The sequence below is a fragment of the Bradyrhizobium sp. B025 genome (assembly GCF_042257955.1).
In the GTDB taxonomy this organism is placed as follows: domain Bacteria; phylum Pseudomonadota; class Alphaproteobacteria; order Rhizobiales; family Xanthobacteraceae; genus Bradyrhizobium; species Bradyrhizobium diazoefficiens.
This window is the reverse complement of the sequence record NZ_CP170150.1, coordinates 3,594,517-3,618,867: the sequence shown is the minus strand read 5'-3', so window position 1 is coordinate 3,618,867 and position 24,351 is coordinate 3,594,517. Positions and strand designations below refer to the sequence as shown.

Annotated in this window: 20 protein-coding genes and 3 pseudogenes; 4 read left to right on the top strand and 19 right to left on the bottom strand. The window is 64.3% G+C overall.

Annotated elements, in window-relative coordinates:
• Positions 1 to 120: 120 nt before the first annotated feature.
• Positions 121 to 3,324: an efflux RND transporter permease subunit gene (locus ACE10W_RS16495; protein WP_304552716.1), complete on the top strand. Its 3,204-nt coding sequence runs from the start codon at positions 121 to 123 to the stop codon at positions 3,322 to 3,324.
• Here the strand turns inward: ACE10W_RS16495 and ACE10W_RS16490 are convergent.
• From ACE10W_RS16490 to ACE10W_RS16420, 15 genes and pseudogenes are all read right to left on the bottom strand, one after another.
• Positions 3,321 to 4,049, bottom strand: coding sequence for a sulfite exporter TauE/SafE family protein (locus tag ACE10W_RS16490; protein WP_161535297.1), 729 nt, complete (start codon positions 4,047 to 4,049; stop codon positions 3,321 to 3,323). The genes ACE10W_RS16495 and ACE10W_RS16490 overlap by 4 nt on opposite strands.
• Positions 4,050 to 4,063: 14 nt before the next feature.
• On the bottom strand, positions 4,064 to 4,243 hold the full coding sequence (locus tag ACE10W_RS16485) for a hypothetical protein (RefSeq protein WP_304552714.1): 180 nt from the start codon (positions 4,241 to 4,243) through the stop codon (positions 4,064 to 4,066).
• Positions 4,236 to 4,493, bottom strand: coding sequence for a hypothetical protein (locus ACE10W_RS16480; RefSeq protein ID WP_304552711.1), 258 nt, complete (start codon positions 4,491 to 4,493; stop codon positions 4,236 to 4,238). Before ACE10W_RS16480 ends, ACE10W_RS16485 begins: the two co-directional genes overlap by 8 nt.
• A gap of 228 nt (positions 4,494 to 4,721) precedes the next feature.
• A pseudogene (locus ACE10W_RS16475) lies at positions 4,722 to 5,838 on the bottom strand (helix-turn-helix transcriptional regulator).
• Between the two features lie 371 nt (positions 5,839 to 6,209).
• Complete coding sequence (locus tag ACE10W_RS16470; protein ID WP_271556502.1) at positions 6,210 to 6,428, bottom strand: hypothetical protein; 219 nt, start codon at positions 6,426 to 6,428, stop codon at positions 6,210 to 6,212.
• 384 nt (positions 6,429 to 6,812) lie between these two features.
• Entirely contained in the window at positions 6,813 to 7,061 is a 249-nt protein-coding gene (locus ACE10W_RS16465; protein ID WP_060911582.1) for a DUF6894 family protein, read from the bottom strand.
• A gap of 74 nt (positions 7,062 to 7,135) precedes the next feature.
• Complete coding sequence (locus ACE10W_RS16460) at positions 7,136 to 8,110, bottom strand: AraC family transcriptional regulator (protein WP_304552709.1); 975 nt, start codon at positions 8,108 to 8,110, stop codon at positions 7,136 to 7,138.
• Positions 8,111 to 8,342: 232 nt separating this feature from the next.
• Positions 8,343 to 9,497 carry a LuxR C-terminal-related transcriptional regulator gene (locus ACE10W_RS16455; RefSeq protein ID WP_304552705.1) on the bottom strand — a complete coding sequence of 385 codons (1,155 nt, stop codon included), beginning with the start codon at positions 9,495 to 9,497 and terminating at the stop codon, positions 8,343 to 8,345.
• A 296-nt stretch (positions 9,498 to 9,793) separates the two neighbouring features.
• Complete coding sequence (locus ACE10W_RS16450; RefSeq protein WP_304552703.1) at positions 9,794 to 10,306, bottom strand: hypothetical protein; 513 nt, start codon at positions 10,304 to 10,306, stop codon at positions 9,794 to 9,796.
• Between the two features lie 101 nt (positions 10,307 to 10,407).
• The gene (locus ACE10W_RS16445) at positions 10,408 to 10,854 is read right to left on the bottom strand and encodes a MaoC family dehydratase (protein ID WP_011086642.1); all 447 of its coding nucleotides are present in this window, start codon (positions 10,852 to 10,854) and stop codon (positions 10,408 to 10,410) included.
• A gap of 379 nt (positions 10,855 to 11,233) precedes the next feature.
• A complete protein-coding gene (locus ACE10W_RS16440) occupies positions 11,234 to 11,656 on the bottom strand; it encodes a hypothetical protein (protein ID WP_011086641.1) in 423 nt (140 codons plus the stop codon).
• A 12-nt stretch (positions 11,657 to 11,668) separates the two neighbouring features.
• On the bottom strand, positions 11,669 to 11,890 hold the full coding sequence (locus ACE10W_RS16435; RefSeq protein WP_008137329.1) for a hypothetical protein: 222 nt from the start codon (positions 11,888 to 11,890) through the stop codon (positions 11,669 to 11,671).
• A 198-nt stretch (positions 11,891 to 12,088) separates the two neighbouring features.
• The gene (locus ACE10W_RS16430; RefSeq protein WP_011086640.1) at positions 12,089 to 12,901 is read right to left on the bottom strand and encodes a lytic transglycosylase domain-containing protein; all 813 of its coding nucleotides are present in this window, start codon (positions 12,899 to 12,901) and stop codon (positions 12,089 to 12,091) included.
• A gap of 136 nt (positions 12,902 to 13,037) precedes the next feature.
• Positions 13,038 to 13,841 (bottom strand): annotated as a pseudogene (locus ACE10W_RS16425) (shikimate dehydrogenase family protein).
• A gap of 5 nt (positions 13,842 to 13,846) precedes the next feature.
• On the bottom strand, positions 13,847 to 15,691 hold the full coding sequence (locus tag ACE10W_RS16420; RefSeq protein WP_375762607.1) for a flavin-containing monooxygenase: 1,845 nt from the start codon (positions 15,689 to 15,691) through the stop codon (positions 13,847 to 13,849).
• A gap of 174 nt (positions 15,692 to 15,865) precedes the next feature.
• Here ACE10W_RS16420 and ACE10W_RS16415 point away from each other — a divergent pair, with 174 nt between their 5' ends.
• Together ACE10W_RS16415 and ACE10W_RS16410 are read left to right on the top strand one after the other, a co-directional pair.
• Positions 15,866 to 17,491: a long-chain fatty acid--CoA ligase gene (locus ACE10W_RS16415; RefSeq protein WP_304552695.1), complete on the top strand. Its 1,626-nt coding sequence runs from the start codon at positions 15,866 to 15,868 to the stop codon at positions 17,489 to 17,491.
• A 55-nt stretch (positions 17,492 to 17,546) separates the two neighbouring features.
• The gene (locus ACE10W_RS16410; protein ID WP_304552694.1) at positions 17,547 to 18,758 is read left to right on the top strand and encodes an acyl-CoA dehydrogenase family protein; all 1,212 of its coding nucleotides are present in this window, start codon (positions 17,547 to 17,549) and stop codon (positions 18,756 to 18,758) included.
• 666 nt (positions 18,759 to 19,424) lie between these two features.
• Here ACE10W_RS16410 and ACE10W_RS16405 read toward each other — a convergent pair.
• From ACE10W_RS16405 to ACE10W_RS16390, 4 genes and pseudogenes are all read right to left on the bottom strand, one after another.
• Positions 19,425 to 20,291, bottom strand: a pseudogene (locus ACE10W_RS16405) (efflux RND transporter periplasmic adaptor subunit).
• The gene (locus ACE10W_RS16400) at positions 20,288 to 20,494 is read right to left on the bottom strand and encodes a DUF1656 domain-containing protein (RefSeq protein ID WP_304552692.1); all 207 of its coding nucleotides are present in this window, start codon (positions 20,492 to 20,494) and stop codon (positions 20,288 to 20,290) included. The pseudogene ACE10W_RS16405 and the gene ACE10W_RS16400 overlap by 4 nt, the downstream one beginning before the upstream one ends.
• Positions 20,491 to 22,539, bottom strand: coding sequence for an FUSC family protein (locus ACE10W_RS16395; protein ID WP_304552690.1), 2,049 nt, complete (start codon positions 22,537 to 22,539; stop codon positions 20,491 to 20,493). Before ACE10W_RS16395 ends, ACE10W_RS16400 begins: the two co-directional genes overlap by 4 nt.
• 2 nt (positions 22,540 to 22,541) lie before the next feature.
• Positions 22,542 to 23,027 (bottom strand): MarR family winged helix-turn-helix transcriptional regulator, encoded by a 486-nt coding sequence (locus ACE10W_RS16390; protein WP_028170909.1) that lies wholly within the window; start codon positions 23,025 to 23,027, stop codon positions 22,542 to 22,544.
• Between the two features lie 92 nt (positions 23,028 to 23,119).
• Here ACE10W_RS16390 and ACE10W_RS16385 point away from each other — a divergent pair, with 92 nt between their 5' ends.
• A complete protein-coding gene (locus tag ACE10W_RS16385) occupies positions 23,120 to 24,346 on the top strand; it encodes an MFS transporter (protein ID WP_304552687.1) in 1,227 nt (408 codons plus the stop codon).
• The last annotated feature ends 5 nt before the right edge of the window (positions 24,347 to 24,351 follow it).

Sequence of the window (24,351 nt, the reverse complement as noted above, 5' to 3'; positions counted from 1 at the left end):
ATCTAGAAGTTACTGAACTCCGATCACTTCACCTCTAGATTCCGGGTTCGCGCTTCGCGCGCCCCGGAATGACGGCGGAGCTGTGTGGAGACGACCAAGATATTGCCCAGGGGCAAGGCCATGAATCTCTCAAAATTCTTCATCGATCGTCCGATTTTTGCCGGTGTGCTGTCGGTCCTGATTTTCCTCGCAGGGCTCATCTCGCTGTTCGCGATGCCGATCTCGGAATACCCGGACGTGGTGCCGCCCTCCGTCCTCGTGCGCGCGACCTATCCCGGCGCCAATCCGAAGGTGATCGCGGAGACGGTGGCGACGCCGATCGAGGAGCAGATCAACGGCGTCGAAGGCATGCTCTACATGTCGAGCCAGGCGACCACCGACGGCGCGATGACGCTGACGGTGACGTTCCGCCTCGGCACCGACCCCGACAAGGCGACGCAGCTGGTGCAGAACCGCGTGCAGCAGGCCGAGCCCCGCCTGCCCGCCGTGGTGCGCCAGCTCGGCATCATCACCAAGAAGTCCTCGCCCGACCTCACCATGGTGGTGCATCTCTTGTCGCCCAACGGCCGCTACGACATGACGTATTTGCGCAACTATGCGGTGCTCAACGTCAAGGACCGTCTGGCGCGGATCGACGGCGTCGGTGACGTCCAGCTCTATGGTGCCGGCGACTATTCGATGCGGGTCTGGGTCGACCCGCAGAAGGCGGCCGAACACGGGCTGACCGCGAGCGACATCGTCAAATCGATCCAGGCGCAGAACGTCGAGGCCGCGGCCGGCGTGGTCGGCTCCTCCCCGAACGTCAAGGGAATCGACCTGCAACTGTCCGTCAATGCGGAAGGACGGCTCGCGAACGAGGAGCAGTTCGGCGACATCGTCGTCAGGACCGGCGCGCGCGGCGAAGTGGTGCGCTTGCGCGACGTCGCGCGCATCGAGTTAGGGGCGTCCGAATACGGCCTGCGCTCGCTGCTCGACAACAAGCAAGCGGTGGCGATCCCGATCTTCCAGGCGCCCGGCTCCAATGCGCTGCAGATTTCCGACCACGTCCGCGCCACCATGGCCGAGATCAAGAAGAACATGCCCGAGGGCGTGTCCTACCAGATCGTCTACGATCCGACCCAGTTCGTGCGCTCCTCGATCGAGGCGGTGATCCACACGCTGCTGGAGGCGATCGCGCTGGTGGTGCTGGTCGTGATCCTGTTCCTGCAGACCTGGCGCGCCTCGATCATCCCGTTGCTCGCGGTGCCGGTCTCCATCGTCGGCACCTTCGCCGTGATGCACGTGTTCGGCTTCTCCATCAACGCGCTCAGCCTGTTCGGCCTGGTGCTCGCGATCGGCATCGTCGTCGACGACGCCATCGTCGTGGTCGAGAACGTCGAGCGCAACATCGAGGCCGGGCTGTCGCCGCGCGATGCGACCTATCAGGCGATGCGCGAGGTCTCCGGCCCGATCATCGCGATCGCCATGGTGCTGATCGCGGTGTTCGTGCCTCTCGCCTTCATCTCCGGCCTGACCGGGCAGTTCTACAAGCAGTTCGCGTTGACGATCGCGATCTCGACCGTGATTTCCGCCGTCAACTCGCTGACGCTGTCCCCGGCGTTGTCGGCACTGCTGCTCAAGGGCCACAATGAGCCGAAGGACCGGCTGACGATCCTCATGGAAAAGGGCCTTGGCTGGTTCTTCCGCGGCTTCAACCGGGCCTTCACGCGTTCATCGGAGAATTACAGCGGCACCGTCACAAAGGTGATCTCCGGCAAGGCCGCGGTGATGGGTCTCTACGTCGTGCTGGTCGGCCTCACCGCCTTCCTGTTCCAGCAGGTGCCGAGCGGCTTCGTGCCGGGCCAGGACAAGCAATATCTGGTCGGCTTCTCGCGGCTGCCTGACGGGGCAACGCTCGACCGCACCGAAGAGGTGATCCGCAAGATGAGCGACGTCGCGCTGACCCAGCCAGGTGTCGAGAGCTCTGTCGCCTTCCCGGGCCTGTCGATCTCCGGCTTCACCAACTCGTCCAATGCCGGCATCGTGTTCTCGACGCTGAAGCCGTTCGACGAGCGCAAGGGTGCAGCCCTTAGCGGCAATGCCATCGCAGCCGAGCTGAACAAGAAATACGCCGGCATCCAGGAAGCCTTCATCGCCATGTTCCCGCCGCCGCCGGTCAACGGCCTCGGCACCATCGGCGGCTTCAAGCTGCAGATCGAGGATCGCGCCGGCCTCGGCTATGAGGCGCTGAACGAGGCGACCAAAGCGTTCATGGCGGCGATGCAGAAGGCGCCGGAGATCGCCGGCGTGTTCTCGAGCTTCCAGGTCAACGTGCCCCAGCTCTTCGCCGACATCGACCGCACCAAGGCGCTCCAGCTCGGGGTGCCCGTGACGGAAGTGTTCAACACGCTCCAGATCTACCTCGGCTCCTACTACGTCAACGACTTCAACAAGTTTGGCCGCACCTATTCCGTCCGCGTCCAGGCCGACGCGCCGTTCCGCGCCCGGGCCGACGACATCCGGCAGCTCAAGGTGCGCTCGTCCTCCGGCGACATGGTGCCGTTGTCCGCACTGCTCAAGATCCGCCAGAGTGCGGGTCCGGAGCGCGCGATCCGCTACAACGGCTTCCTGTCGTCCGACATCAACGCGGCGGCCGCGCCCGGCTTTTCATCGGGCCAGGCGCAGGAAGTCGCGACGCGGATCGCGGCGGAAGTGCTGCCGCCCGGCTTTGCCTTCGAATGGACCGACCTGACCTATCAGGAGTTCATCGCCGGCAATTCCGGAATCTGGGTGTTCCCGCTGGCGATCCTGCTGGTGTTCCTGGTGCTGGCCGCGCTCTACGAGAGCCTGACCCTGCCGCTCTCGATCATCATGATCGTGCCGATGGGTCTGCTCGCGGCGATGTTCGGGGTCTGGCTCTCGAAGGGCGACAACAACGTCTTCACCCAGATCGGCCTCATCGTTCTCGTCGGGCTCTCGGCCAAGAACGCGATCCTGATCGTCGAATTCGCGCGCGAGCTCGAATTCGCCGGGCGCACCCCGATCCGCGCCGCGATCGAGGCGAGCCGGCTGCGGCTCCGTCCGATCCTGATGACGTCGATGGCGTTCATCATGGGCGTCCTGCCGCTGGTGCTCTCGACCGGCGCAGGCTCGGAGATGCGACGCGCGATGGGTGTCGCGGTGTTCTCCGGCATGATCGGCGTCACCGTGTTCGGCCTGTTCCTGACGCCGGTGTTCTACGTGCTGCTCAGAACCATCACCGGCAACAAGCCGCTGGTACATCACGGCAGCGACATCAGCGCCGCGCCGGTCCAGGGGCTTCATCACGAAGGCGCAGGCCACTAGATCAGGGAAATCCCCGAGATCAGCAGCAGAACGAGCACGGTCTTGCGAAAGACCGTCTCGTTGACGCGGTGAAAGGCGATCACACCGAGCGCGGAGCCGGCGAACAGCGCCGGCAGGCTGACCGCGAGATCGACGAAGACCTTTGACGACAGGTCCTGATGTCCGACCAGCAGCGCGATGGCGAAGACCTGCATCGCCGCGATGAACGGCTGCACCAGGCCACGCTGCTCGCTCTTGGGCATGCCGCGCATGTCGCACCAGATCGTCGGGATCGCGCCCGGCATGGCCGTCAGCCCGCCGACCAGCCCTCCCCCGAATCCGATCAGCGCAACCCAGTGCCGGCCGACGGCCTCGCCGGCCGTCACCAGCGTCGGACGCAGCAGCATGTAGGCGGCATAGAGCGCGACGATGACGCCGAAGCCGCGCCTGAGCAGATGCGTATCGGTGGACTGCAACAGCGACACCGCGATGGGAACGCCGATCAATCCGCCGACGATCAGCAGCAGACTGCCTTCCCAGCGGATGCTGCGCCGAAGCGCCCACAGATTGGTCGCCTGCACGCCGATGCTGCACGCCATCATCAGCGGCACGGCCTCCAGCGGCTGAAACACCCGGAGCAGGATGGCGCCGGCTACGGCCGAGAATGCGAATCCCGACAGCCCCGAAACAAAGGCGCCGGCGAATACGGCAACGCTGAGCAGAGCCAGTGTCGTGACATCAGGCACGGACCGTCCTCCGGTCAATCGTAGGGAATTTGCGAGACGGCAGCGTCGACGTTTTCCGAGCAAACTTGCGGTTCGCGTGGAAACGACACATGCATCGCGTGCGCGTGAGAGCGTTCCAGCATCGCAAGGCCAACCAGTTGAAGCGTGACGAGTGCCACGGTCGCGGCGACTGCGACGATGTTGACGTTACGCACGCTCGAACGTGGGGTCGCCGGCGGCGCGCTCGCTCGCATCAGATCCGTGGGCATTTTCTGCAATATCCTCTTTGTTGCTGACCGGAATGATTTCATTCAAAGGCAATGGGTCGTGCGGCTGCTCCAGCAGATGGCGATAGCGCAGCAACGCGCGCCGCGCGTCGATCGCGCGCTGCTCGCGGAACGCCGCGCCGATACGCGCGACGATGTCGCGGAACTTGCGAGCCAGAACCGGTGACGTCGTTCGCATGACAATCTCCTTTCGACCTACACCAGAGATTGACGAGATTCACTTCCGCTCGCTGTGAGTTGCTTCACAAAACACGAACGCGTCGAACAAGAGATCGTGTGACATCTCCTAGAGGGGCACGCGGCAAATCGCGTCATTCGATCGAATGACCCGCGATAACTTTCTAATGATGTGTCTGTTTGAACCTATGGCGGGCTGCAGCGACGCCGCCCGCGACGCGAATGCGCGTCAGTGCACGAGCGGATTGGAAAATCCCGCCACGAGCTTGACGAGATCCGCCTGACGAGAAACGCCGGTCTTGGCGAAGACGCGATGCAGATGCGTCTTCACCGTCGTCTCTGCGATGCCGAGCGCAATCGCCGTCTCCGGCACGCCGCCGACCTCGACGATCGACTGCAAGACCCTCAATTCCGCCGGCGTGAGGTCGAACGTGCGGTCGACGAGGCCGGCACACGAGCGGCCGTCGAGTTCCGCCTTCCAGACGAACAGGGCTCCGACGGCCGGCGTGCGCTCCGTCGCGCCATCACGCAGCAACGACGGCAGCGCGATGACGTTCGCGATATAGTAGGAACCGCCATCGGATCTCAGCGGGATTTTTCGACCGGCCGCCGCAGCTACGGCAACCTCGCCGGAGTCGCGGAAGATATCGCGCAGGGCCAGATTTGCCTCGGCGGATCGCGCCACGAGCCGGCCCGAGACCGACCGCAGGACGTCAGCCGCGGTCAGAATGGTTTTTGCGGCAGGATTGCTGTGGACGATATTGCAGGCGGCATCGAGCAGGATGACGCCGGCACTGAGCCGGTCCACAACATCGGCCAGCGCGATCGCTCGCTGCTGCTTTCGCTCGATCGCCCGGTTGATCAGCAGCGCCCGGCTGGCGTGCGCGACCAGCGACTGCATGCGCGCGCTGCTCCGCATTGAGCATCTCCCTGCCCGGGATCACCGTCAGCAACATCGGACACGGCGACTTCGACTGCTCCAGCACCACGTTCGCCACGTCGACATAGCCCTGTGGACGCAGCCATTCCTGATAGAAGCGGCCGCGGCGATATTCCTCGAAATTCACGAGATCCGGGATGTTGCGCACCTCGCCGTACCGGGGGAGCCTGGCGAGAGGATCGTAGCGGGCGTAGGTCTCGGAATAGAGCTGGATGTAGTGCGGATCGACCCCGCAATAGAAATGCGTCGCGCCGGACTTGCTGACCGGATCCTTCGAAATCAGCCCGCAGGCCTGACTGCCGATGAACGCATTAACCATGACGACGACGTCGCTCCACAACTCAGGGTGGAGACCCGCGTCATATATACTCTCGATCAACTCGTCATGTTTGGGAGGTCGGGGCATTGGAAGAGCCAGTGGTCAAACATCGAGACTGTGGAATGTTCTTCGTGCCCGGCGGCTTAGTTGAGTCTGTCACGGGAGCAAAAGGTTCAACTCCGATCGTGATTTCACCGATCAGTTGACGAACGGATTCGACAATCCCGCAGCGGGCAGCTCTCGAGGTCCGTGCATGGCAATGAATGGCATGAGTGATCAATATCACCAAGCGTACCACAACCGCGGCACGCGGCATCCTCCGATCGGAGGATGCGCCGGCCGGGCGGATGGAGCCCGGCCAGCGTGCGTCGTGTTCAAGCCGCCGGGGCTAATGCCGGCTCAGAACGCGACGCGAACGCCGCCCCTCGCGGTGCCAGTGCGGCTCTGGTCGGACATCATCATGCCCTCGACCGCGCCGAACACGGACACGTTGCGGCTGGTACGGTAGTCGAAGCCGAAGCCGGCGACGGCACCACCGTGCTGCGGCTACCGGGCGTCACGAAAGAGAAGTTCTGGCCGAGCAGCACCGTGCTGATGGTGGTGTCGCCGACGCGCTGGAGCGCGATGACGCCGCCATGGATGTTGGCCTTGAGCTCGCCGCCGGCGAGGCTGGTCACGCAGGACAGATCGACCTCGCCCGCTCCTCTGCAGCGTGCGGCCGCCGACCGACAATCCCTGCGCCGAGCCGGTCTCGCTGTAGCCATCGAACCGGCCCGCGACGTAGCGCAGCCGCGCCGTCGGCGTCAGCAGATCGCCGCTGCCGTCACATTCATTTCCAGTCCCTCGGTCGCCGCCATCTCGCCCCACCGGCGCACAGGCACGTTGTCGGCAGCCCCGCCTCCAAACGGAGGAGGCTGCCACTGCGAATTGGATTCGCTGAGCGCTAAAGTAGAAATGTCCGTCGTATTCGACTTGGACGGAGGCGACCGGGTCGCGGCTCAGAACGAACCGAGCGCGCTTCGCCCGGAACTGGTGCAGAGCCGTGACACCGCCTGCGCGGCTCACACCTGGTCCCAGCCCGCCCTCTCCGCGCTCTCGGCCCACACGGCGGCGCGATAGATCTCGCGCCCGCGGTTGTCCCTGACGCGGATCCAGGCGTCACGATCGCGCAGGTCGTCGCGCCAGACGAAAAGATGCCGCGCCATCTCGTCAGCCACCACGATGGTCGCCTTGGCATGTTCGAACACCATGCCGCCCGGGTCGATCTTCACGATATTGCCGACCAGGAGGTCGAAGAAGAAACGGTGCATTCAACACTCCGGCTTCAGGCGCCGTTTCCGCACGCAACGCTGCGTCATGATCTACTAAATCCGGTCGGGGTGCGTTACAGCGCTTCGCCGCTCCTGACGTCGCTCGGCGTCGCGCCATAGGCCCGCCGGAAGCAGCGGTTGAAATAAGAGAGATCTCCGAACCCGACGTCGTAGGCGATCGAACTCACCGGCCGCTCGGCGAAGTCAGGCTCGCGCAGCATGCGATGGGCACGCTTGAGGCGTTGCTCGGTGAGGAAGGATGAAAAGGTCTTGCCGTCGACCTCGAACAGCCGCTGGAGATAGCGCGGGGTCACGCCGAGCTCTTGGGCAACATTTGCCACCGAGATATCCTGCTGCCAGCAATTGTTGACGATGAGGAATTTCGCCTTCTGGAGTCGCGCCGCCTTGATGCCGCGCCGTCCGGTCGATTCGCGGGCGTGATCCGTGGCGCCGAGAACGAGCGCCAGGAGATCATGCAGATGCGCGACGCCGAGCTGCCGCATCGCAGGCACCGCCAGCACCTTTTCGTGCACCAGCGCGATCGCGTAGTCGACGAGCAGCCGTAGCCCGGTGGTGCTCTCCGGGATGACGCGCATCACCGCATCGTCGACATCCACGATCATCGGGGCCAGCACGCGTCTCGGCACGCGCAGCGAGAAGCCACTTCCCAGCGAGAGTCGCTCGAAGGTCGTGACGTCCTCCGCGCTGGTCAGGACCGCCTCTCCCGCCCGAAGCCTCAAATCGTGTCCCCGCTCGGATATACCGAGAACGCCGGACCTGTTCACGATCAGGGCGAGACTGTCGTCGCCATCTGCAACCAGATGCTTCGTGCGAACGACCCGCGCTCCGCACAATCCCCCGATCAGCAACTGGGCTTCCGGCAAGACGTGGGACGTGAAGCTCGCCGCGGCCGGCTTTCCTTCCCTTGCCTCGACTTCCGCCTTCAGCACGCCGCGGCAGTAGAATTCGCGCAGGAGCGGTACGCGCTCGTCTTCGGGAATGTGGTCCGTTGAAACATTGAAAATTGAAAATTCATCCTTGCCGCTCACTGCAATCTCTCCAACCAACGAGCAGGCCCGGCCACGCGCTGTTATCTCCCCGCACCCGCGTTCGGTGCCGGTGCGCATTGTTCCGTGACGCACGCTGCCCTTCTCATTTTCAAGTGGCGGCCATATACGAAAGTATCAAATGATACGCGTCATACGTTCGGAGGACACACGCACCTTGCTCATCACAATGGATTGAGATTGCGCGAACTCATGATCCGCGATGTGAATTGGATCACACCGCATCGCCGGCGCCGGTCTGCCGCCCAAACGGCGCCGCAAATCCGGCGGCGATCTTGACGAGGTCGGCCTGCCTGCCGGCGCCCGTCTTTTCGAACAGCCGGCTGAGATGCGTCTTCACCGTCGTCTCGGCGATACCGAGCTTGGCCGCAATGTCGGGAACCCCGCCGATCTCGACGATCGCCATCAGCACGCGCAATTCGGACGGCGTCAGCCTGAACGCCACTGCGATCGCATCGGGCACGAGCGATGACACCATCGTGGCCCTTTGAACGAAGAGCACGGTGGCAGCTCCGTCACGCGGCAGATGGCGCTCCCGCCTCAACGGAACGGCATGGAGCAGATAATGATGTCCGTCGGACGATGTCACGAGCTCGATCTGACGGCGACCGTTTGAATGAGTTCCTGCATCCGCGGAAAATTCGAACAGGCCGCGGAATATTTTGTCAGCCTGGGTGTTGCGGCCAACTATTCTGTCGCCGACCATTGCGAGGAGATTGGCGTCGACGAAGAGCTGACGGCACGACGCGTTGGCATGGACGACCCTCCCTTCTGCGTCGAGCAGGCAGATCGCCGTGCTCAGTCCGTCCAGGACATCGGCAAGATCGTCCACGGTATGCGAGCGCGCCCTGATCTGGCGACCCATGACCCGCGACCGCTGGATGTGAGGCGCGAGCAGGCGCATACGCTCGCGCATCACGTCGTCGACGGTCCCGCGGGACCGGTGACGCAGCACCTGCAAGATCGTGGTGCGCGCGACCGTTTTCTCGAGCGTCACGGTTGCGAGGTCTATCGCTCCCTGCGGCTCCACCCACTCTCGGTAGAAGCTGGTTGCCTCGAAGTCGGACTGGGGCATGACGTCGGCCACGCCGACCGTCTGGCCCGCGGCGAAGTCGAGATGGCGGTCGAGCAAGGGATCAAGTTCGACATATCTGTCGCGATAGAGCTGACGGAACCGAGTGTCTGTGCCAAAATGCTCGTGGATCTCGATCGAGAGCCTGGCTGCATCCCTGGACAGGATGGTCGCGGCACATCCACCGACGAAATTCGAAACCTGCTCCAAGGCGGCGCTCCGCAGCGCGGGATTGGCCGCTGCATCGTAGATCTCGCCGACAAGCGACGAGAACCGGTTTGCCTGGAGGATCGTCATCGGATGGACGATGGGGTCTGCGTGTTGCCCCGGTGGCGAGGCGGACGAGCGCGTCGGGAACTGAGGGAGGCAGGCCGGCCGATCGCCGCCTTGGACGGAGAAAAAATGCGACAGCGCAATGCTGGAATATCGAACATCATCCTTGCGTAACGTCAACCGCAGGATGCGGCTTGGACGTTTCCGCCAAAGACTAGGATTAATGCGAACAGCGACCGGACAGTGTGCGAAGAGTCACGCGCCCGCTCGCGGTTATCGCCTGCTGTCGCCCGCCCGCCTTGCGGACCGGCCTCTGCGACTTACTTCCGGTTCTCCTCGCAGAATTTCAGCGCGGCGAGCGCCTCGCCGGCGCGCGGGATCTGCATCTCGATGCTGTCCTCGTCATCGTCCACGAAATCGAGCGTGAGACGCCTGGCCTTCGAGAGGCGATCCATGATCGCCTGGTCGAACTCGAAGATGCCGCGCACGGTGGTCTTGTCCATCACCTCCCACTTCGCCTTCTTCATGATATCGGCGTCATCGGTGGCGACGTCGGCCCGGAGGATCTCGCCGACCTTGTCCCACTCCCAGCCGTCGTAGATCATCACGATCACGATAGCCTTGTCGGAATAGGTGATGACGATGACGTAGTCGCGGTTCTCGTCCTCCTTGTCCTTGTAGCCGCGGCTCGCATTGCAATGCGTATCCTGCGTACGCTTCTCGATGGTCCAGTCGCCGACCTTGGATTGTTGCGCCAGCGCGGGCCTCGAGCTCAAGGCGGCTGCGCTCAAGGCGCCTGCGAGCATTCCGGCGGCGAGAAGGAATCGTCTCATGTCGGCCTCCAGCGTGTTCCCGAGGCCGAGATGACCACCTCTGCCGACGACCCGCAAGGGCTTCAGGCCGCGGGCAAGGCCAGCGGCAGGCGGCTTGCGTCCTAGGCTCGCCGCGGCACGATCGCGATCGGGGTGAAGGTGTAAACCTCCTCGCCGTTCTGGTTGAACATCGTCCATTTCACCAGCGCGATACCCTGCGGCTTCGACTTCGACGGCGTCAGGCTCATCACTTCGCCGACCAGATGCAGGCGGTCATTGGGCCGCACCGGAATGGTCCAGCGCAGCCCGTCGACGCCCGCGCCGATCAGCGGATGCGGACCGAAGGGCCGGGTCTGGATCGCGAGGTTCATGGCAATCGCGGCGGTGTGCCATCCTGATGCAGCGAGCCCATTGAACAGGGTCCCCTTGGCGGCCTCGTGGTCGAGGTGCATCGGCTGCGGATCGAACTCGGCCGCGAAGCGCTTGATGTCGGCTTCGGTGACCTCGACCTCCGGCGATTTGAACCGCATCCCGATGCTGAGATCGTCGAACCACTCGACCTGCGCCATGATTTTGCCTCGCAAAGCAGGACCGCCCGCGAAGACGCGCGGCCCGAAGGAATTGAACTAAAAGCGCGATGTAGCGGGCCTGCCGCGCACAAACCAGCCCAGGGTTCCCCGCGAAACCCCTTTTCCGGTGCGACGAAACACGCCTGAAACAGATGGCCGGTTATCTGGTTGTCAAAATCATACAGGGACGGCCACCATGCAATTCCTTCTCAATCTGATCCTGGACTATTCCTGCTGCCAAAATCTCGTCGCCCAGCCGGCACGGGAGGATGAGCTATGATCGAGCTGATCTCCGCCCTCCTCGCCCTTTGCAGCATCGGCGTCTTTGCGGCGCATGCGCTGGATGCCTATCGCACCACGCACTCCTGAGCGCCCTGCGCTAGAACGGCCGCCGGTAAAAATGCTCCGAATGCGTTGCCGGCGGAAACCTGTTGGCGAGCGCCAGCGCTGACTTTTCATCCGTCTCGAGCGCGATCTTCTGCGCGAGCATCACGTCGCCGGGCACGAGGAAGCCTGTCGGGACGAAGCACCATCCCATCGTTGCCATGCCGGCGTCGTCGATTTCGTGGACGTTGGCGGCCGTGCCGTAGTGGATGCGATACCTCTTGCCGGTATCGCAGCCGATCACATCGAAATACCGGTGCTGCTCGAACTGGGCGCGCTGCGCCGGTGACAGCCAATCGGCCAGAAGCCGACGGCCGCGCGCATCCGGCGTGTTCTCGCCGAAGAAGCGACGGTAGAGTTCGCGCAGCGCATGCAAACGAGCACGCGCTGGCGCGCGGAACCGGAGTGCCGCGAACATGGGCAGCTCAGATCAACCGCCGACCAAGCGGGGATAGAACAGCGTTTCCTGCGCGGTCGGGTCGAACGATTTGATACGGGTCACTTCGCCGGGCCCGGTACGGAAGGCGGCGGTGAAGCCGGCTCCGGTCAGCTCCCGAAAGCGCTGTTCGGCCCGCGCCAGCGCTTCGGCATTGCCAGGATCAAACTCGTGGCGTGTGTCGCCAGTCTGGTCCATCACGATCTGGGTTGCCATGTTGAGTCTCCTCATGCCCAGCCCTGAATCTGATCAAAGCAAACCTCATGCCGTCAGTTCCTGATAGCAACAACTTTCTCGCGCCGGCGCATCACGCCTTGCTGAGCAAGAGCGTTTTCGAGCGAAGTGGATGCCGGTTCGCGTCAAGAAAACGCATCAAAACAAGCATCGAGAGCCCCGTTTGAAACGGGGCTCCCGTCAGCGCGAGGCGGCCGTTCCGCCCTCGTCGATCTGTCGTCCCATCAACGCAATTGCCTTCTGATAGACGCCGGCCGCATTCCAGGCCTCGATCGCGGCGAAATTCGGCTCGCCCGGCTGGTAACCGGCTCCCGCACGCCAGCCATGGGCCTTCAGGAAATTCGCGGTCGAGTTCAACGCATTGGCGGCAACCTCGAGATTGCCGGTGCCATAGGCCAGGATGTTCTTGGGCATGAACTGGGTCTGGCCGACCTCGCCGTGCATGGAGCCGCGGGTCGCGCCCGACAGGGTGCCGCGGTCGATCAGCTTCAGCGCGGCATAGAGCTGGTCGGTGAAAAACTCGGGGCGACGGCAGTCATAGGCAAGGGTCGCGATCGACGACAGCATGTTCTGGTTGCCGCGCTGGCTGCCGAAGCCGGTCTCCATGCCCCAGATCGCGATCAGCGGCCCGGGCGGAACGCCGTAGCGCTGCTGGATCGAGGCGAACAGGGCCGCCTGCGACTGCTTGAGCTGCCGCCCCTTGGCGACGATCGTTGTGGCGCCGCGCTTGGCCAGGAACTGGTCGAGCGACAGCGAGAAGCTGCGCTGGCCGCGGTCGGCTGCGATGGTCGCGCTGGCGTAGTTCGTCTGCATCAGGGCCGAGATCGCGGTCGGGCCAATGCCCTTGCCCTGCGCCTCTGCGCTGAATTCGCGCTTCCAGCCTTCGAACCCGGCCGGCGAGCTGCCGCATTGCGCGGCGTTGGCCACAGGCAGAGAGAGAAGCAGCGCGGCCGCGCCAATCACCGCCGTCGCGACTATCCTGCCCTTGATCATTGCTCGTTCCTCTCCTTAGGGCGCGACCGGCTCGCGCGCGCGCATGATCCTACGTCGGTTGCGATCGCTCAAGTCCCGACAGGACCAATCGATCCAAGCAAAGCTCTTGACACCGGCAAGTCGCGACGTCCGCAAGTCACCCAGCCTCCGCTCCCAGCAGGAAATCCACCATGATGCTCTGGTGCTGCTGGTACATGTCGGTACCGGTCCCCGTGACACAGCCGATCTTGCGGGCCGCGGCGAGGAAGGGGGAGACTTCGGGCCTGGTGATGACGCAGCCGCATTAGGCGGACGGCGCAAGGCGCGCGACGTCGACCGGCATCGGATCGCCGTCCTTCATCCCCGCGGGCGTCGCATTGGCGACAAAGTCGAAGCCGGCGGGGTCCATGGTGCCGGTCCGCACCGGCGCTTTGCCGAGCCCATTGAGCCGGCCGATCAGCGCGTCGCGGCGCTCGGCCATGCTGTCGTGAATGGCGAGCTCGCCGACGCCGGCCTCGACCAGCGCGAGCGCGATCGCCGAGCCGGCGCCGCCGGCGCCGACCAGAAGGGCGCGCATGCCGCCGGGATCGATCCCCTTTGCCCGCGCCGCGCCGACGAAGCCGAGGCCATCCACCATATCGCCATGCCATGAGCCGTCGGCGCGCCGGCGCATCAGGTTCACGGTGCGCAGGAAGTGCGCCCGATCGGTCGCACTCGTGCAGGCCTGGTAGCAGGCAAATTTGTGCGGGATGGTCACGACGATGCCGTCGAGATTTTTCAACCGCGCCGCCACCGAGAGGAAGTCGGGCAAATCCCCCAGGGCGACCTGAACGGGCACGAGAATGCCGTCGTGCCCCCGTGCGGCGAAGGCGGCTGACACGCCCGCGGGCGAGCGCACCTGCGCGATGGGATCACCGACGATGACGTGGAGCCGCGTGGCGCCTGACGGGGCCGGGATCATGCCGCTCAAGCCCGGGCCTCCGCAGCGGTCTCGTAACTCAATTCCAGCCCCTCCAAATTGCCCTCCTTGCGCCACTTGTCGAGCAACCGCAGGAACGCCACCGGCCCGCGCCAATATTGGCTGTTTCTTGCCGCGATCGGATCGAACACGCCCTCGTTGTTGTAATAGCCGGGCGTGCATTCGGCCAAGTAAGTCTGACGGCCGAGCGCGGCTTTCACGACCTCCTCGACCCAGGCGTTCTCGGCAGCGAGCGTCGGCTCCAGCGTTCTGGCGCCGCGCTTGCGCGCCTGATCGATCACATAGGCGATGTGCTGCGACTGCTCGTCGATGATGTGCGGGAAGTTGGCGCTCTGGCCGGCCTGCACCGTGACGATCAGGAAGCAGTTCGGGAAGCCGCGGCTGTAGAAGCCGTGCATCGTCCTGACGCCGTCGCGCCAGCGCTCGGACAGGTTCATGCCGTCGCGGCCATAGACCTCGAAGCCCATGCGGCGGGCGTAATCGGTGCCGACCTCGAAGCCGCTGGCATAGATCAGGCAGTCGAGCTCATAGGCCTTGCCATCGACGATCACGGCATTCTCCGTGATGCGCTCGACGCCCTGCCCTTTGGTATCGACGAGATGCACGTTGGGGCGATTGAAGGTGTCGAGATATTCGTCGTGGAAGCACGGCCGCTTGCAGAACGCCTTGTACCAGGGCTTGAGCGCGGCCGCGGCCGCCTCGTCCTTCACCACGGCATCGACGCGCGCGCGGATCTCCTCCATCTTGCGGTAGTCGGCCTGCTCGATGACCTTCAACGCCTCCTCCAGCGAGGTCACCGGCTGTGGCTGGCGGCGCGGCGCGAGCAGGATCTCGCCAAGCAGGCCGGTCCAGCCATCCTGGACCAGATCCTGCTCGAACGGCTCGCCCGAGATCACCGCGGTGAAATTGTCCATGCGCTCGCGCTGCCAGCCGGGCCTGAAGCTCTGCGCCCAGGTCTGATCCGTCGGCCGGTCGTCGCGCACGCCGATCGCCGACGGCGTGCGCTGGAAGACATAGAGCTCCTTCGCCGAGCGGCCGAGATGCGGCACGCATTGCACGGCGGTGGCGCCGGTGCCGATGATGCCGACGCGCTTGTCGGCAAGGCCGGCGAGACCGCCTTCAGCCGTACCGCCGGTGTAGGCGTAGTCCCAGCGGCTGGTGTGAAAGCTGTGTCCCGCAAAGCTCTCGATGCCGGGAATGCCCGGCAGCTTCGGCCGGCTCAGCGGGCCACCGGCCAGAATGACGAACCGCGCGCGGATGCGATCGCCGCGATCGGTCTCGACGAGCCAGCGCGCCTCCCGCTCCTGCCATTCCATGCGCGAGATGACGGTCTGAAACAGCGCGCGCTCGTACAGGCCGAAGTGGCGGCCGATGCGGCGGGAGTGTTCGTAAATCTCCGGCGCCCGCGCATATTTGCGCACCGGCATATAGCCGGTCTCCTCCAGCAGCGGCAGATAGATGTAGCTCTCGGTATCGCAGGCCGCACCGGGGTAGCGATTCCAGTACCAGGTGCCGCCGAAGTCGGCGGCCTTTTCCACCATGCGAAAATCCGCGATGCCGGCCTCGCGCAGGCGCGCGCCGCAGAGCAGGCCGCCAAAGCCGCCGCCGACGATGAGCACTTCGGTCGCTTCGCTGACGGCCTCGCGCGCAAATCCGGGATCGGCCCAGGGATCGTCGAGATAGCGGCCGAAATCGCCTGATACCTCGACATATTGCGCCTTGCCCTCGGCGCGCAGACGGCGATCGCGCTCGTCGCGATAGCGCGCGCGAAGTGCGGAAAGATCGACCGTAGGTGCGCCGGCTGCGCCGGTCTTGTGTCTTTCCGCTGACATCCATTTCCTCCACGACAGACGCTGCTTCGCCGGCAGCTCTCCTCACGTTAGCCTTGAAAAAGTGACGCATGCAATCACGTCTGCCGTTTTTTGCGTGAACGGCGCGTGACGTTCCGGTAACCTCGCGCGCAAATCACAAGCGCCATGCAACGACATGGCGATCCGGAGGAAATGATGCAGGGATTGATGATGGACATGCCGCTCCTGATCAGCGGCCTGATCCAGTACGCCGCCGACTATCACGGCGAGGCGGAGATCGTCGCGCGCGAGATCGAGGGCGACATCCATCGCTACACCTATGCGGACGCTCTCCCACGCATCAAGCGCATGGCGCTGGCCTTGAAGCGTCTCGGCATGAAGCAAGGCGACCGCGTCGGCACGCTGGCCTGGAATACCCACCGCCATTTCGAGATGTTCTACGCCGCGCCGGGCATGGGCTATGTGCTGCACACCGTCAATCCGCGGCTGTTTCCCGAGCAGCTCGTCTACATCATCAACCACGCCGAAGACCGCCTGCTGTTCGTCGACCGCGCCACGCTGCCGATCGTCGAGGCGATCGCGCCGCAATTGAAGACGATCGAGGCTTACGTCGTGATGTCCTCGCGCGAGCGGATGCCGGAGACGAAGCTTGTAAACGTCCATTGCTACGAGGAGCTTCTCGGACGAGAGAACGACGCCGGCTTCACCTGGCCGGAGTTCGACGAAAAATCCGCCTCCACCATCTGCTATACCTCGGGGACGACGGGAAATCCCAAGGGCGTGATCTATTCGCACCGCGCCGCGATCCTGCAGACCATGACCTGCAGCAGCTTCGACTTCCTGCCCGGGCACGTCGAAGGCGTGCGCGAGGTGATGATGCCGATGGCGCCGCTGTTCCACGGCAATGGCTGGAATATGCCGTTCACCGCGCCCTATACCGGCTCGAAGCTGGTGCTGCCCGGCCGCAACTATGAGCCGGACAAGCTGTATGAATTGCTCGAAGGCGAGAAGGTGACGCTGTCGGCGGGGGTGCCGAGCTTCTGGCTGATCCTGCTCGACTGGCTCGGCCGCACCGGCAACAGATTCTCCACCCTGCGTGCAACGCTGTCGTCGGGCTCGGCCCCGCCGCGCGCCATGGTCGAGAAGCTGAATCGCGACTACAACATCGACTACATCCAGGCCTGGGGCATGACCGAGGCTCTGGGCTGCTCGATGCCGGGCCTGCGTCCCGGCTCGGAGCACCTCAGCGACAAGGAGAAGTTCGACCGCCGACAGGTCTCGGGCCGCGCCTGTTTCGGCACCGCCTTGCGCATCGTCGACGACGGCGGCGTCGAGCTGCCGCGCGACGGCAAGACCGTCGGCCATCTGCGCGCGCGTGGTCCCTGGGTCGCCTCGGGCTATATGAAGCTCGACGAAGGCCTCGACCGCGACGGCTGGCTGATCACCGGCGACATGGCCGTGATCGACCCGCAGGGCCACGTCACGCTGACCGACCGCTCCAAGGACGTGATCAAGTCCGGCGGCGAGTGGATCTCCTCGATCCAGCTCGAGGACGTCGCCTTGTCTCATCCCGACGTGCTGCAAGCTGCCGTGGTCGCGATTGCGCATGAGAAGTGGCAGGAGCGTCCCCTGCTCCTCGTGGTTCGCAAGAAGGGCGCGACCGTCGACGGCAAGGCGCTGCTCGACCACATGCGCCCGAAGATCGCGAGCTGGTGGATGCCTGACGCCGTCGAGTTCCTGGACGAATTCCCGATGACCGGCACCGGAAAGGTGCTCAAATCGGCGTTGCGCGAGAAGTTCAGGGAATACCGCGTCGCTTGAAGCGGCACGTGATCACGCTGAAGTCCGCGCCGTCCATCGATCAAGGAGACGTAAGATGCTTTACCCGATGTCGCCCAAAGTCGTCGAGCTCAAGCGCAAGCTCGAAAGCTTCATGGACCGGCACATCTATCCCAATGAGGAACGGTTCTACCGCGAGGCCGAGGAGCTCGGGCCCTGGAAGGTCTATCCCGTCGTCGAAGAACTGAAGCCGCTCGCGCGCGCGGAAGGCCTCTGGAACCTGTTCCTGCCGGAATCGAGCCACGGCGCGGGCCTCACCAATCTCGAATATGCCCCGCTCTGCGAAGTGATGGGCCGCTCGCATCTTGCGCCCGAAGTGTTCAACTGCTCGGCGCCCGACACCGGCAACATGGAGGTGCTGGAGCGCTACGGCACGAAAGAGGACAAGGAGCGCTGGCTGAAGCCGCTGCTCGCGGGTGAGATCCGCTCCTGCTTCGCGATGACCGAGCCTGCGGTCGCCTCGTCCGACGCGACCAACATCGAGAGCTCGATCGTGCGCGACGGCGACCATTACGTCATCAACGGGCGCAAATGGTACACCACCAACGCGACCGACCCGCACTGCAAGATCTGCATCTTCATGGGCAAGACCGATCCTGACAATCCGGACCGCCACAAGCAGCAATCCATGATCCTGGTGCCGATGGATACATCAGGCATCGAGGTGAAGCGTCCCCTCCCCGTGTTCGGCTTCTACGGCGTACCCGACCGCGCCTCCGAAGTCGTCTTCACCAATGTGCGGGTCCCGAAGGAGAACATGCTGCTCGGCGAAGGCCGCGGCTTCGAGATCGCGCAGGGGCGCCTCGGCCCCGGCCGCATCCACCACTGCATGCGCCTGATTGGCTTGTCTGAACGCACGCTGGAAAAGATGTGCCGCCGCGTGCGCAGCCGCGTCGCCTTCGGCAAGCCGGTCTCCGAGCAGACGGTGACGCAGGAGCGCATCGCGGAAGCCCGCATCATGATCGAGCAGGCCCGGCTGCTGACGCTGAACGCCGCCTACGCCATGGACACGGTCGGCAACAAGGTGGCGAAAAGCGAGATCGCGATGATCAAGGTCGCCGTGCCCAACATGGCCTGCCAGGTCATCGACTGGGCGATCCAGGCCCATGGCGGCGGCGGCACCTCGAACGATTTCGGCCTGACTCAGGCCTATGCCACCGCACGTTTGCTGCGTCTCGCTGACGGCCCGGACGAGGTACACCGGAACCAGATCGCACGGTTCGAGCTGAAGAAGTATTCAAATGCCTGAGGGGACGTTGACCTCAGCAAGCATCGAAGCCAACGCATTGAGATCGGAGTCTAATCGAAGCTTGGTGGCTCATCGATGGATACCGGCACATTCTTCTGCTTCGTAATTGCTTCGAGCATTGCGTTGAAGATTATGATCGGCAAGTAAAACATAAGCATGATCGTATTCCTCCTGCTGTGACAACCTTGGCTCGCGGGGCCAAGTTCCTCAAATTGACACTCGCCGGCCGCGGAACATTCTCTTGGCTTACTTGACTACCGATGAAACCGGGTCTCAAAGAGTATCAGGAACGCATCGCGTCAATCGCATGAGCGATCAACACCATTGCGCTCGCAGCGATGATAAGCACAAGCAACCAACTCACGTCCGCCTCCAACGCTGGAAGTGAACGCGCTCATCCATGCACAGTCAAAAACCATCGGTCTGGAACCGCTATTCAGCGGCTCGCTGATGTTTCGCGGCAACAAGAGCATCCGCAGTCGGCCCTATCGGCAGAATGCCAAAAGGAGCAACGCGCCGACGACGCAGGCTGCTAGGACTAAAAACCAAACGCCCATACGCTCCCCCGACTCACACACGCGAATCAGGATTAGCCCTACGATTTGGCATTGAAACGCTTATTGCCGGCTTTTCCCCAAGCCAGGCGCGATCCATCTGCTCGCTGCGCTAGTCCAATACCTCCACCGTCGCGGAGCGACCGGCGACCAGCGACATGTTCTCAGGCACCGGATCGAGCGCGATGCGCACCGGGACGCGCTGGGCCAGCCGCACCCAGCTGAAGGTCGGGTTGACATTGGCGAGCATGCTGGCTCCCTCCGCGCGGTCGCGGTCCTCGATGCCGGCGGCGATGCTCTCGACGCGGCCTGACAGCGTGACCTTCTCGCCCATCAGGCGAACCCGCACCTTGTCACCGGTGCGGATGCGCGCGAGCTTTGTCTCCTCGAAGTAGCCTTCCACATGCAGCGTGTCGGTATCGACCAGCGCCATCACGCCCTTCCCGGCCGTAACGTAGGCGCCGGGGCGCAGGTCCATGTTGGTGATCACACCGTTCACGGAGGCATGGACCTCGCTGCGGTCGAGGTTGAGCTGCGCCAACGCGCGATCGGCCACGGCTTAATCGAAGGATGCCTTAGCCTGGAGCTGGGTGGCGAGAACCTGCTCCTGCTTCTGCTGCGACACCGCGTCGGTCGTCAGCGCGTTGTAACGCTTCAGATCGGCATTGGCCTGATCGAGCGTCGCCTGATGACCCGCAACCGACGCCTCGGCCTGGCGCAGCGCCAGCGCGAAACGTTCGCGGTCGATCCGGAACAGCACGTCGCCGCGGCGGACCTTCTGGTTGTCCTTGACCAGCACCTCGGTCACGAATCCGGACACGTCGGGCGCGACCTGGACCACGTCGGCGCGGACGCGGCCGTCGCGGGTCCAGGGCTGCTCCATGTAGTAGACCCAGAGCTCGCGGCCCACTGCGAGCGCGGCGACGACAACGATGACGGTCAGCGCGAGGCGGCCGAGCCAGGCGAAATTGCCCTTCATGAAAGATACTCCGAGAGGTAGACGACGCCGCCGAGAAGGCAGACGAAGATCGAAAAATCGAACAGCGCACGGTGCCAGACCAGCCGGTAGAGATCGTAGCGCTGCATGAGCCGGCGCAGAATCGCGCTGAGGACGTAAGCGACAATGATCCAAAGCAGGAGCGACGGCACGAGCACGCCGTAGATGTCGATCACATATCTCATGCCGCAACACTTTCTGCGCGCGGCCGATAGGCCGGTGCATCCGGGAACAGGCCGCGCCTGATGCCGACGAGGCCGATCAGGGCGTCTTCGCGCGCGCTGTCATTGGGATCCTTCACCGCCTGGGCCAGCGCCCGGTCGACGCTGGTCAGCAGCTCGGCCGGCATGCCGCTCCCGGCATAGCTGCGGCAGGCGATGGCGAGCCGATCGAGCATGTCGTCGATGACGGCAATGGTGGATGCCGCAAGCCCGTAACGCGCGCGGCGCAGGTCGATGATGTTGATCCCGATACGAAGCTGGACGAGGCTGTCGGTATCGCGGCGATCGCTCTCCGACAGAAACGCGATACGCTGCACCAGAAGCCCGAGCCGGTGCAGCATGAGACCCGCAAACTCCGCGCGGTCGCGTTTGCCGCGCCGTTCGGCGGCGACCGCGATCGACTTCCAGTTCGACAGCACCAGGCGATTGGCGATCCATTCCGCGCCGACGCCGCGCGCGATCCGCGTCACGATCTCGGCGACGACGATGCCGACGAAGAAGGCAACGGCGGAATTGGCGTAGGACGCAAAGTCCGCGCTGTAGGTCGACTGGATTGCAAGCAGGGTTGCAGTGTTGGCCGCGAGCGCCGTCCCGGTTCCCGCCGTAGCCGGACGGCCGATCAAGAAGCCGTAGAGCAGAAAGGTCGGCGCGAGTGCGACCACCAGGACCTCGATATGGGAGATCGCAGGGACCACCGCGAACAGATAGACCGCAACGACGACGATGGCGACCAGCGACCACCGACCAAAACTGCGAATGAAGCGCGCGGGCTCGTCTTGCGCGGCGAAGAACGAACATGCGACCGCCGCCATCATCGGCGCCGACGCGCCGTCCGGCCAGCCGGTCCCGATCCAGAACGCGCAGCAGATCAGGATGGCCACGACCGCGCCGGCCGCCGACCACAATGCAAGGCCGCGGTCGCGGTGGCGGACGGGCGCGGCACCGGCCTCGGAATGAAAGGCCAGGTCGATCGTTGCAACATTGCGGCTCTCGGCAATCGCCTCGGTCAGCGCACGGCAATCGCGCGAGAGGTCGACCAGCTCGCGCAACCGCAACAACAAGCTGGTGGTGATGATCCGTTCCCAGTCGGCGCCGTCGTCGAGCACCGCCTGCTGCTCCGAGATCGCGGCCCGGATTCGCTCGGCCGGCTGGCGCGCGCCGACATCGCTCGCGATCCATTGCGCGATATCCTCCAGGAGCCGTTTCAGCCCGGGTTGCCGCCGCAAGGCCTCCTCGCCGAGCGCCGCCAGCCGGTCCTCCAGTGAGGCCATCACCGGCAACAGCGTCAGCATGCGCAGCCGGATTTCACCGAGGCCGGTCACCGCATTGCGATCGGTCAGCCGGTCATAGGCGAGATGGGTGGAGAGCGTGTCGATCTCGACGATGTCGGTCGCGAGCTTGAGGCGCTTGGCGCGATGCGTTTCGCTGGTGCCCTCGCGCAACAGCACGACCTGGCTGAGGCGCCGCGCGTCCGCCAGCCAGGCGTCGACCCGGTGAGCCACAGCAGGCGCGACGCTGCGGGGAAATACGATGGTCGAGACTAGGCTGGCGCAGATGATACCCAGCGAGATCTCCTCAAGCCTTGCCACCGCAGTGTCAAAGATCGCGCCGGGCTCCGACACCGAGGGAAAGCCGATCAGCGCGACCGTGTATCCGGCCAGCATGAAGACGTAGCTGCGCGGCGTGCCGTCGAGCAGCGAGAGATAAAGACAGAGCCCGACCCAGAGCGCGATGGCGAGGCAAAGGAGTTCCGGCGCATCGATCAGGTTCGGCACCAGCGCGACCGTCATGGCCGCGCCAGCCAGCGTGCCCATCACCCGGAAGAACGCCTTCGAGCTGGTCGCGCCCGCCAGCGGCTGCGAGGTGATGTAGACTGTCGCCATCGCCCAATAGGGCCGCGGCAGGTCCATGGCGAGCGCGATGACGAGCGCCAGCATCGACGCGGCGAACGTCTTCAAAGCGAAAACGAGGTCCGCGTGGCGGACCAGGAACGGCTCGTCTGCGCGCATGACTATTTCGACTCTGCAAACGTCCTGGCAAACATCTTGGCTTCATGCAGGCGACCGGCCCGCTGCTCGATGCGCTGGAGCGTCTCGAAGGTTATCGCAAGTTCATCCGCGCCGATATCCTTGAGCAGGCTTGCCCGCACCCTACGCAGCACGCGATTGGTCTCCTCGACCTTGGCCTCGCCCGCCTTCGTCAGATGTAGCGTTTTGGCACGCCGGTCGGTCGGGTCCTCGCGGCGCTCCACCAGGCCTTCGGCCTGGAGCAGGTCGATCAGACGCACCAGCGATGGCCCCTCGATGCCGAGCTCGTCGGCAAGCACGCCCTGACGCACGTTCTCACCCTGGCGCGACAGCAGCAGCAGCGGAATCGCGGTCGCATAGGACAGGCCGTGATCGGACAAGGCCTGATCGGACTCGCGCCGCCACATCCTGCCGAGGCGCGTGATGAGCCGGCCGATTTCGGCATGGATAAAGCCTTGCGAGGGTGCCATGCAAATTAGATAGGACGCGAACTATTAGCCTGCAACTATATAACCCGGCGTAGCGCGATCGATCACGCAAATGCGAACGGGAACAACGCAGGATGGGACCGGGTTCCGCGACTGAGATACGAGAGGCGATAGCGGGCGAGAGCGCGCTGGCGCTCGTCCCGACCTTCGTCGTCGTAGCCGTGGATGCCACGGGAATGGGAATCATCCTGCCGCTGTTGCCATTCTATTCGCAGCGACTCGGCGCCACGCCCTTCCAGCTCGGCGCGCTGATCTCAGTCTATGCCGTTTGCCAGCTCGTTGCCGGCCCCGTGGTCGGCATGGTCTCGGACCGCTACGGTCGCAGAAAGGTCCTGCTGGTCAGCCAAATCGGGACGTTCATCGGATTTGTGCTGCTGGCATTGGCGGGCAACCTGACACTGGTGTTCCTGGCGCGCATCATCGACGGCCTGACATCAGGCAACATCTCGGTCGCTCACGCCTATGCCGCCGAGCACAGCGCGCCGGCAACGCGCAAGCAGGCGCTCGGCATGACCAGCGGCGCGATCGGAACCGGGCTGCTGCTCGGCCCCGCGCTGTCGAGCTTCCTCGTGCACTACGGCCAGACCGCGCCAGTCTGGGCTGCGGCGGCGCTCTCGCTGATCAGCATGTTCGCGACCATCGCCCTGCTCCCGCCCGATCATCCGGCCTCCGAGCCGCTCTACCAGCATCGCGTGCCTGAGCCGACGCTGACGCGCAGCCTGTTCGGCATGCGCTACGCCTGGCGGCTGCTCGGCCTGCTCATCGTCTTCTTCTTCGTCAATTCGATGTTCCTGTCGCAGATCGGCCTGTTCCTGTCGGCGCGGTTCTCCTGGGACGGGCATCCCTTCGGGGCACGCGAGCTCGGCTGGATGTTCGCCTATGCGGGCTTCATCAACATGATGGTCCAGGGACTGTTGATCGCGCGCGCGAACCTGATCGCTTCCGACCGCGCCATCGTGATGGCAGCGTTCGCCTGCATGGGCCTTGGATTTGCGGGGTTGGCGGCTGGCAACAATGTCAGCCTGCTCGCGATCTATCTGACGCTGATCATCGTCGGCACCATGTTCGCCCGCAGCACGCTGACCGCGGAATTGTCGCGCTCGACCGCGATCAACCGCCAGGGCATGATCATGGGTCTCAATCAGTCCCTGATGTCGGGCGCAAACATCAGCGCCCCGCTCTTGAGCGGCGCGCTGATCGGTCATCGGCTGTTCGCGACCTGGGCGCTGGCGATGGCTGCGATTGCAGCAATCGGCGCGGCGCTGGCCGGCCAGTTGCTGGATACGCCGCGGACGCGCTAACTTAG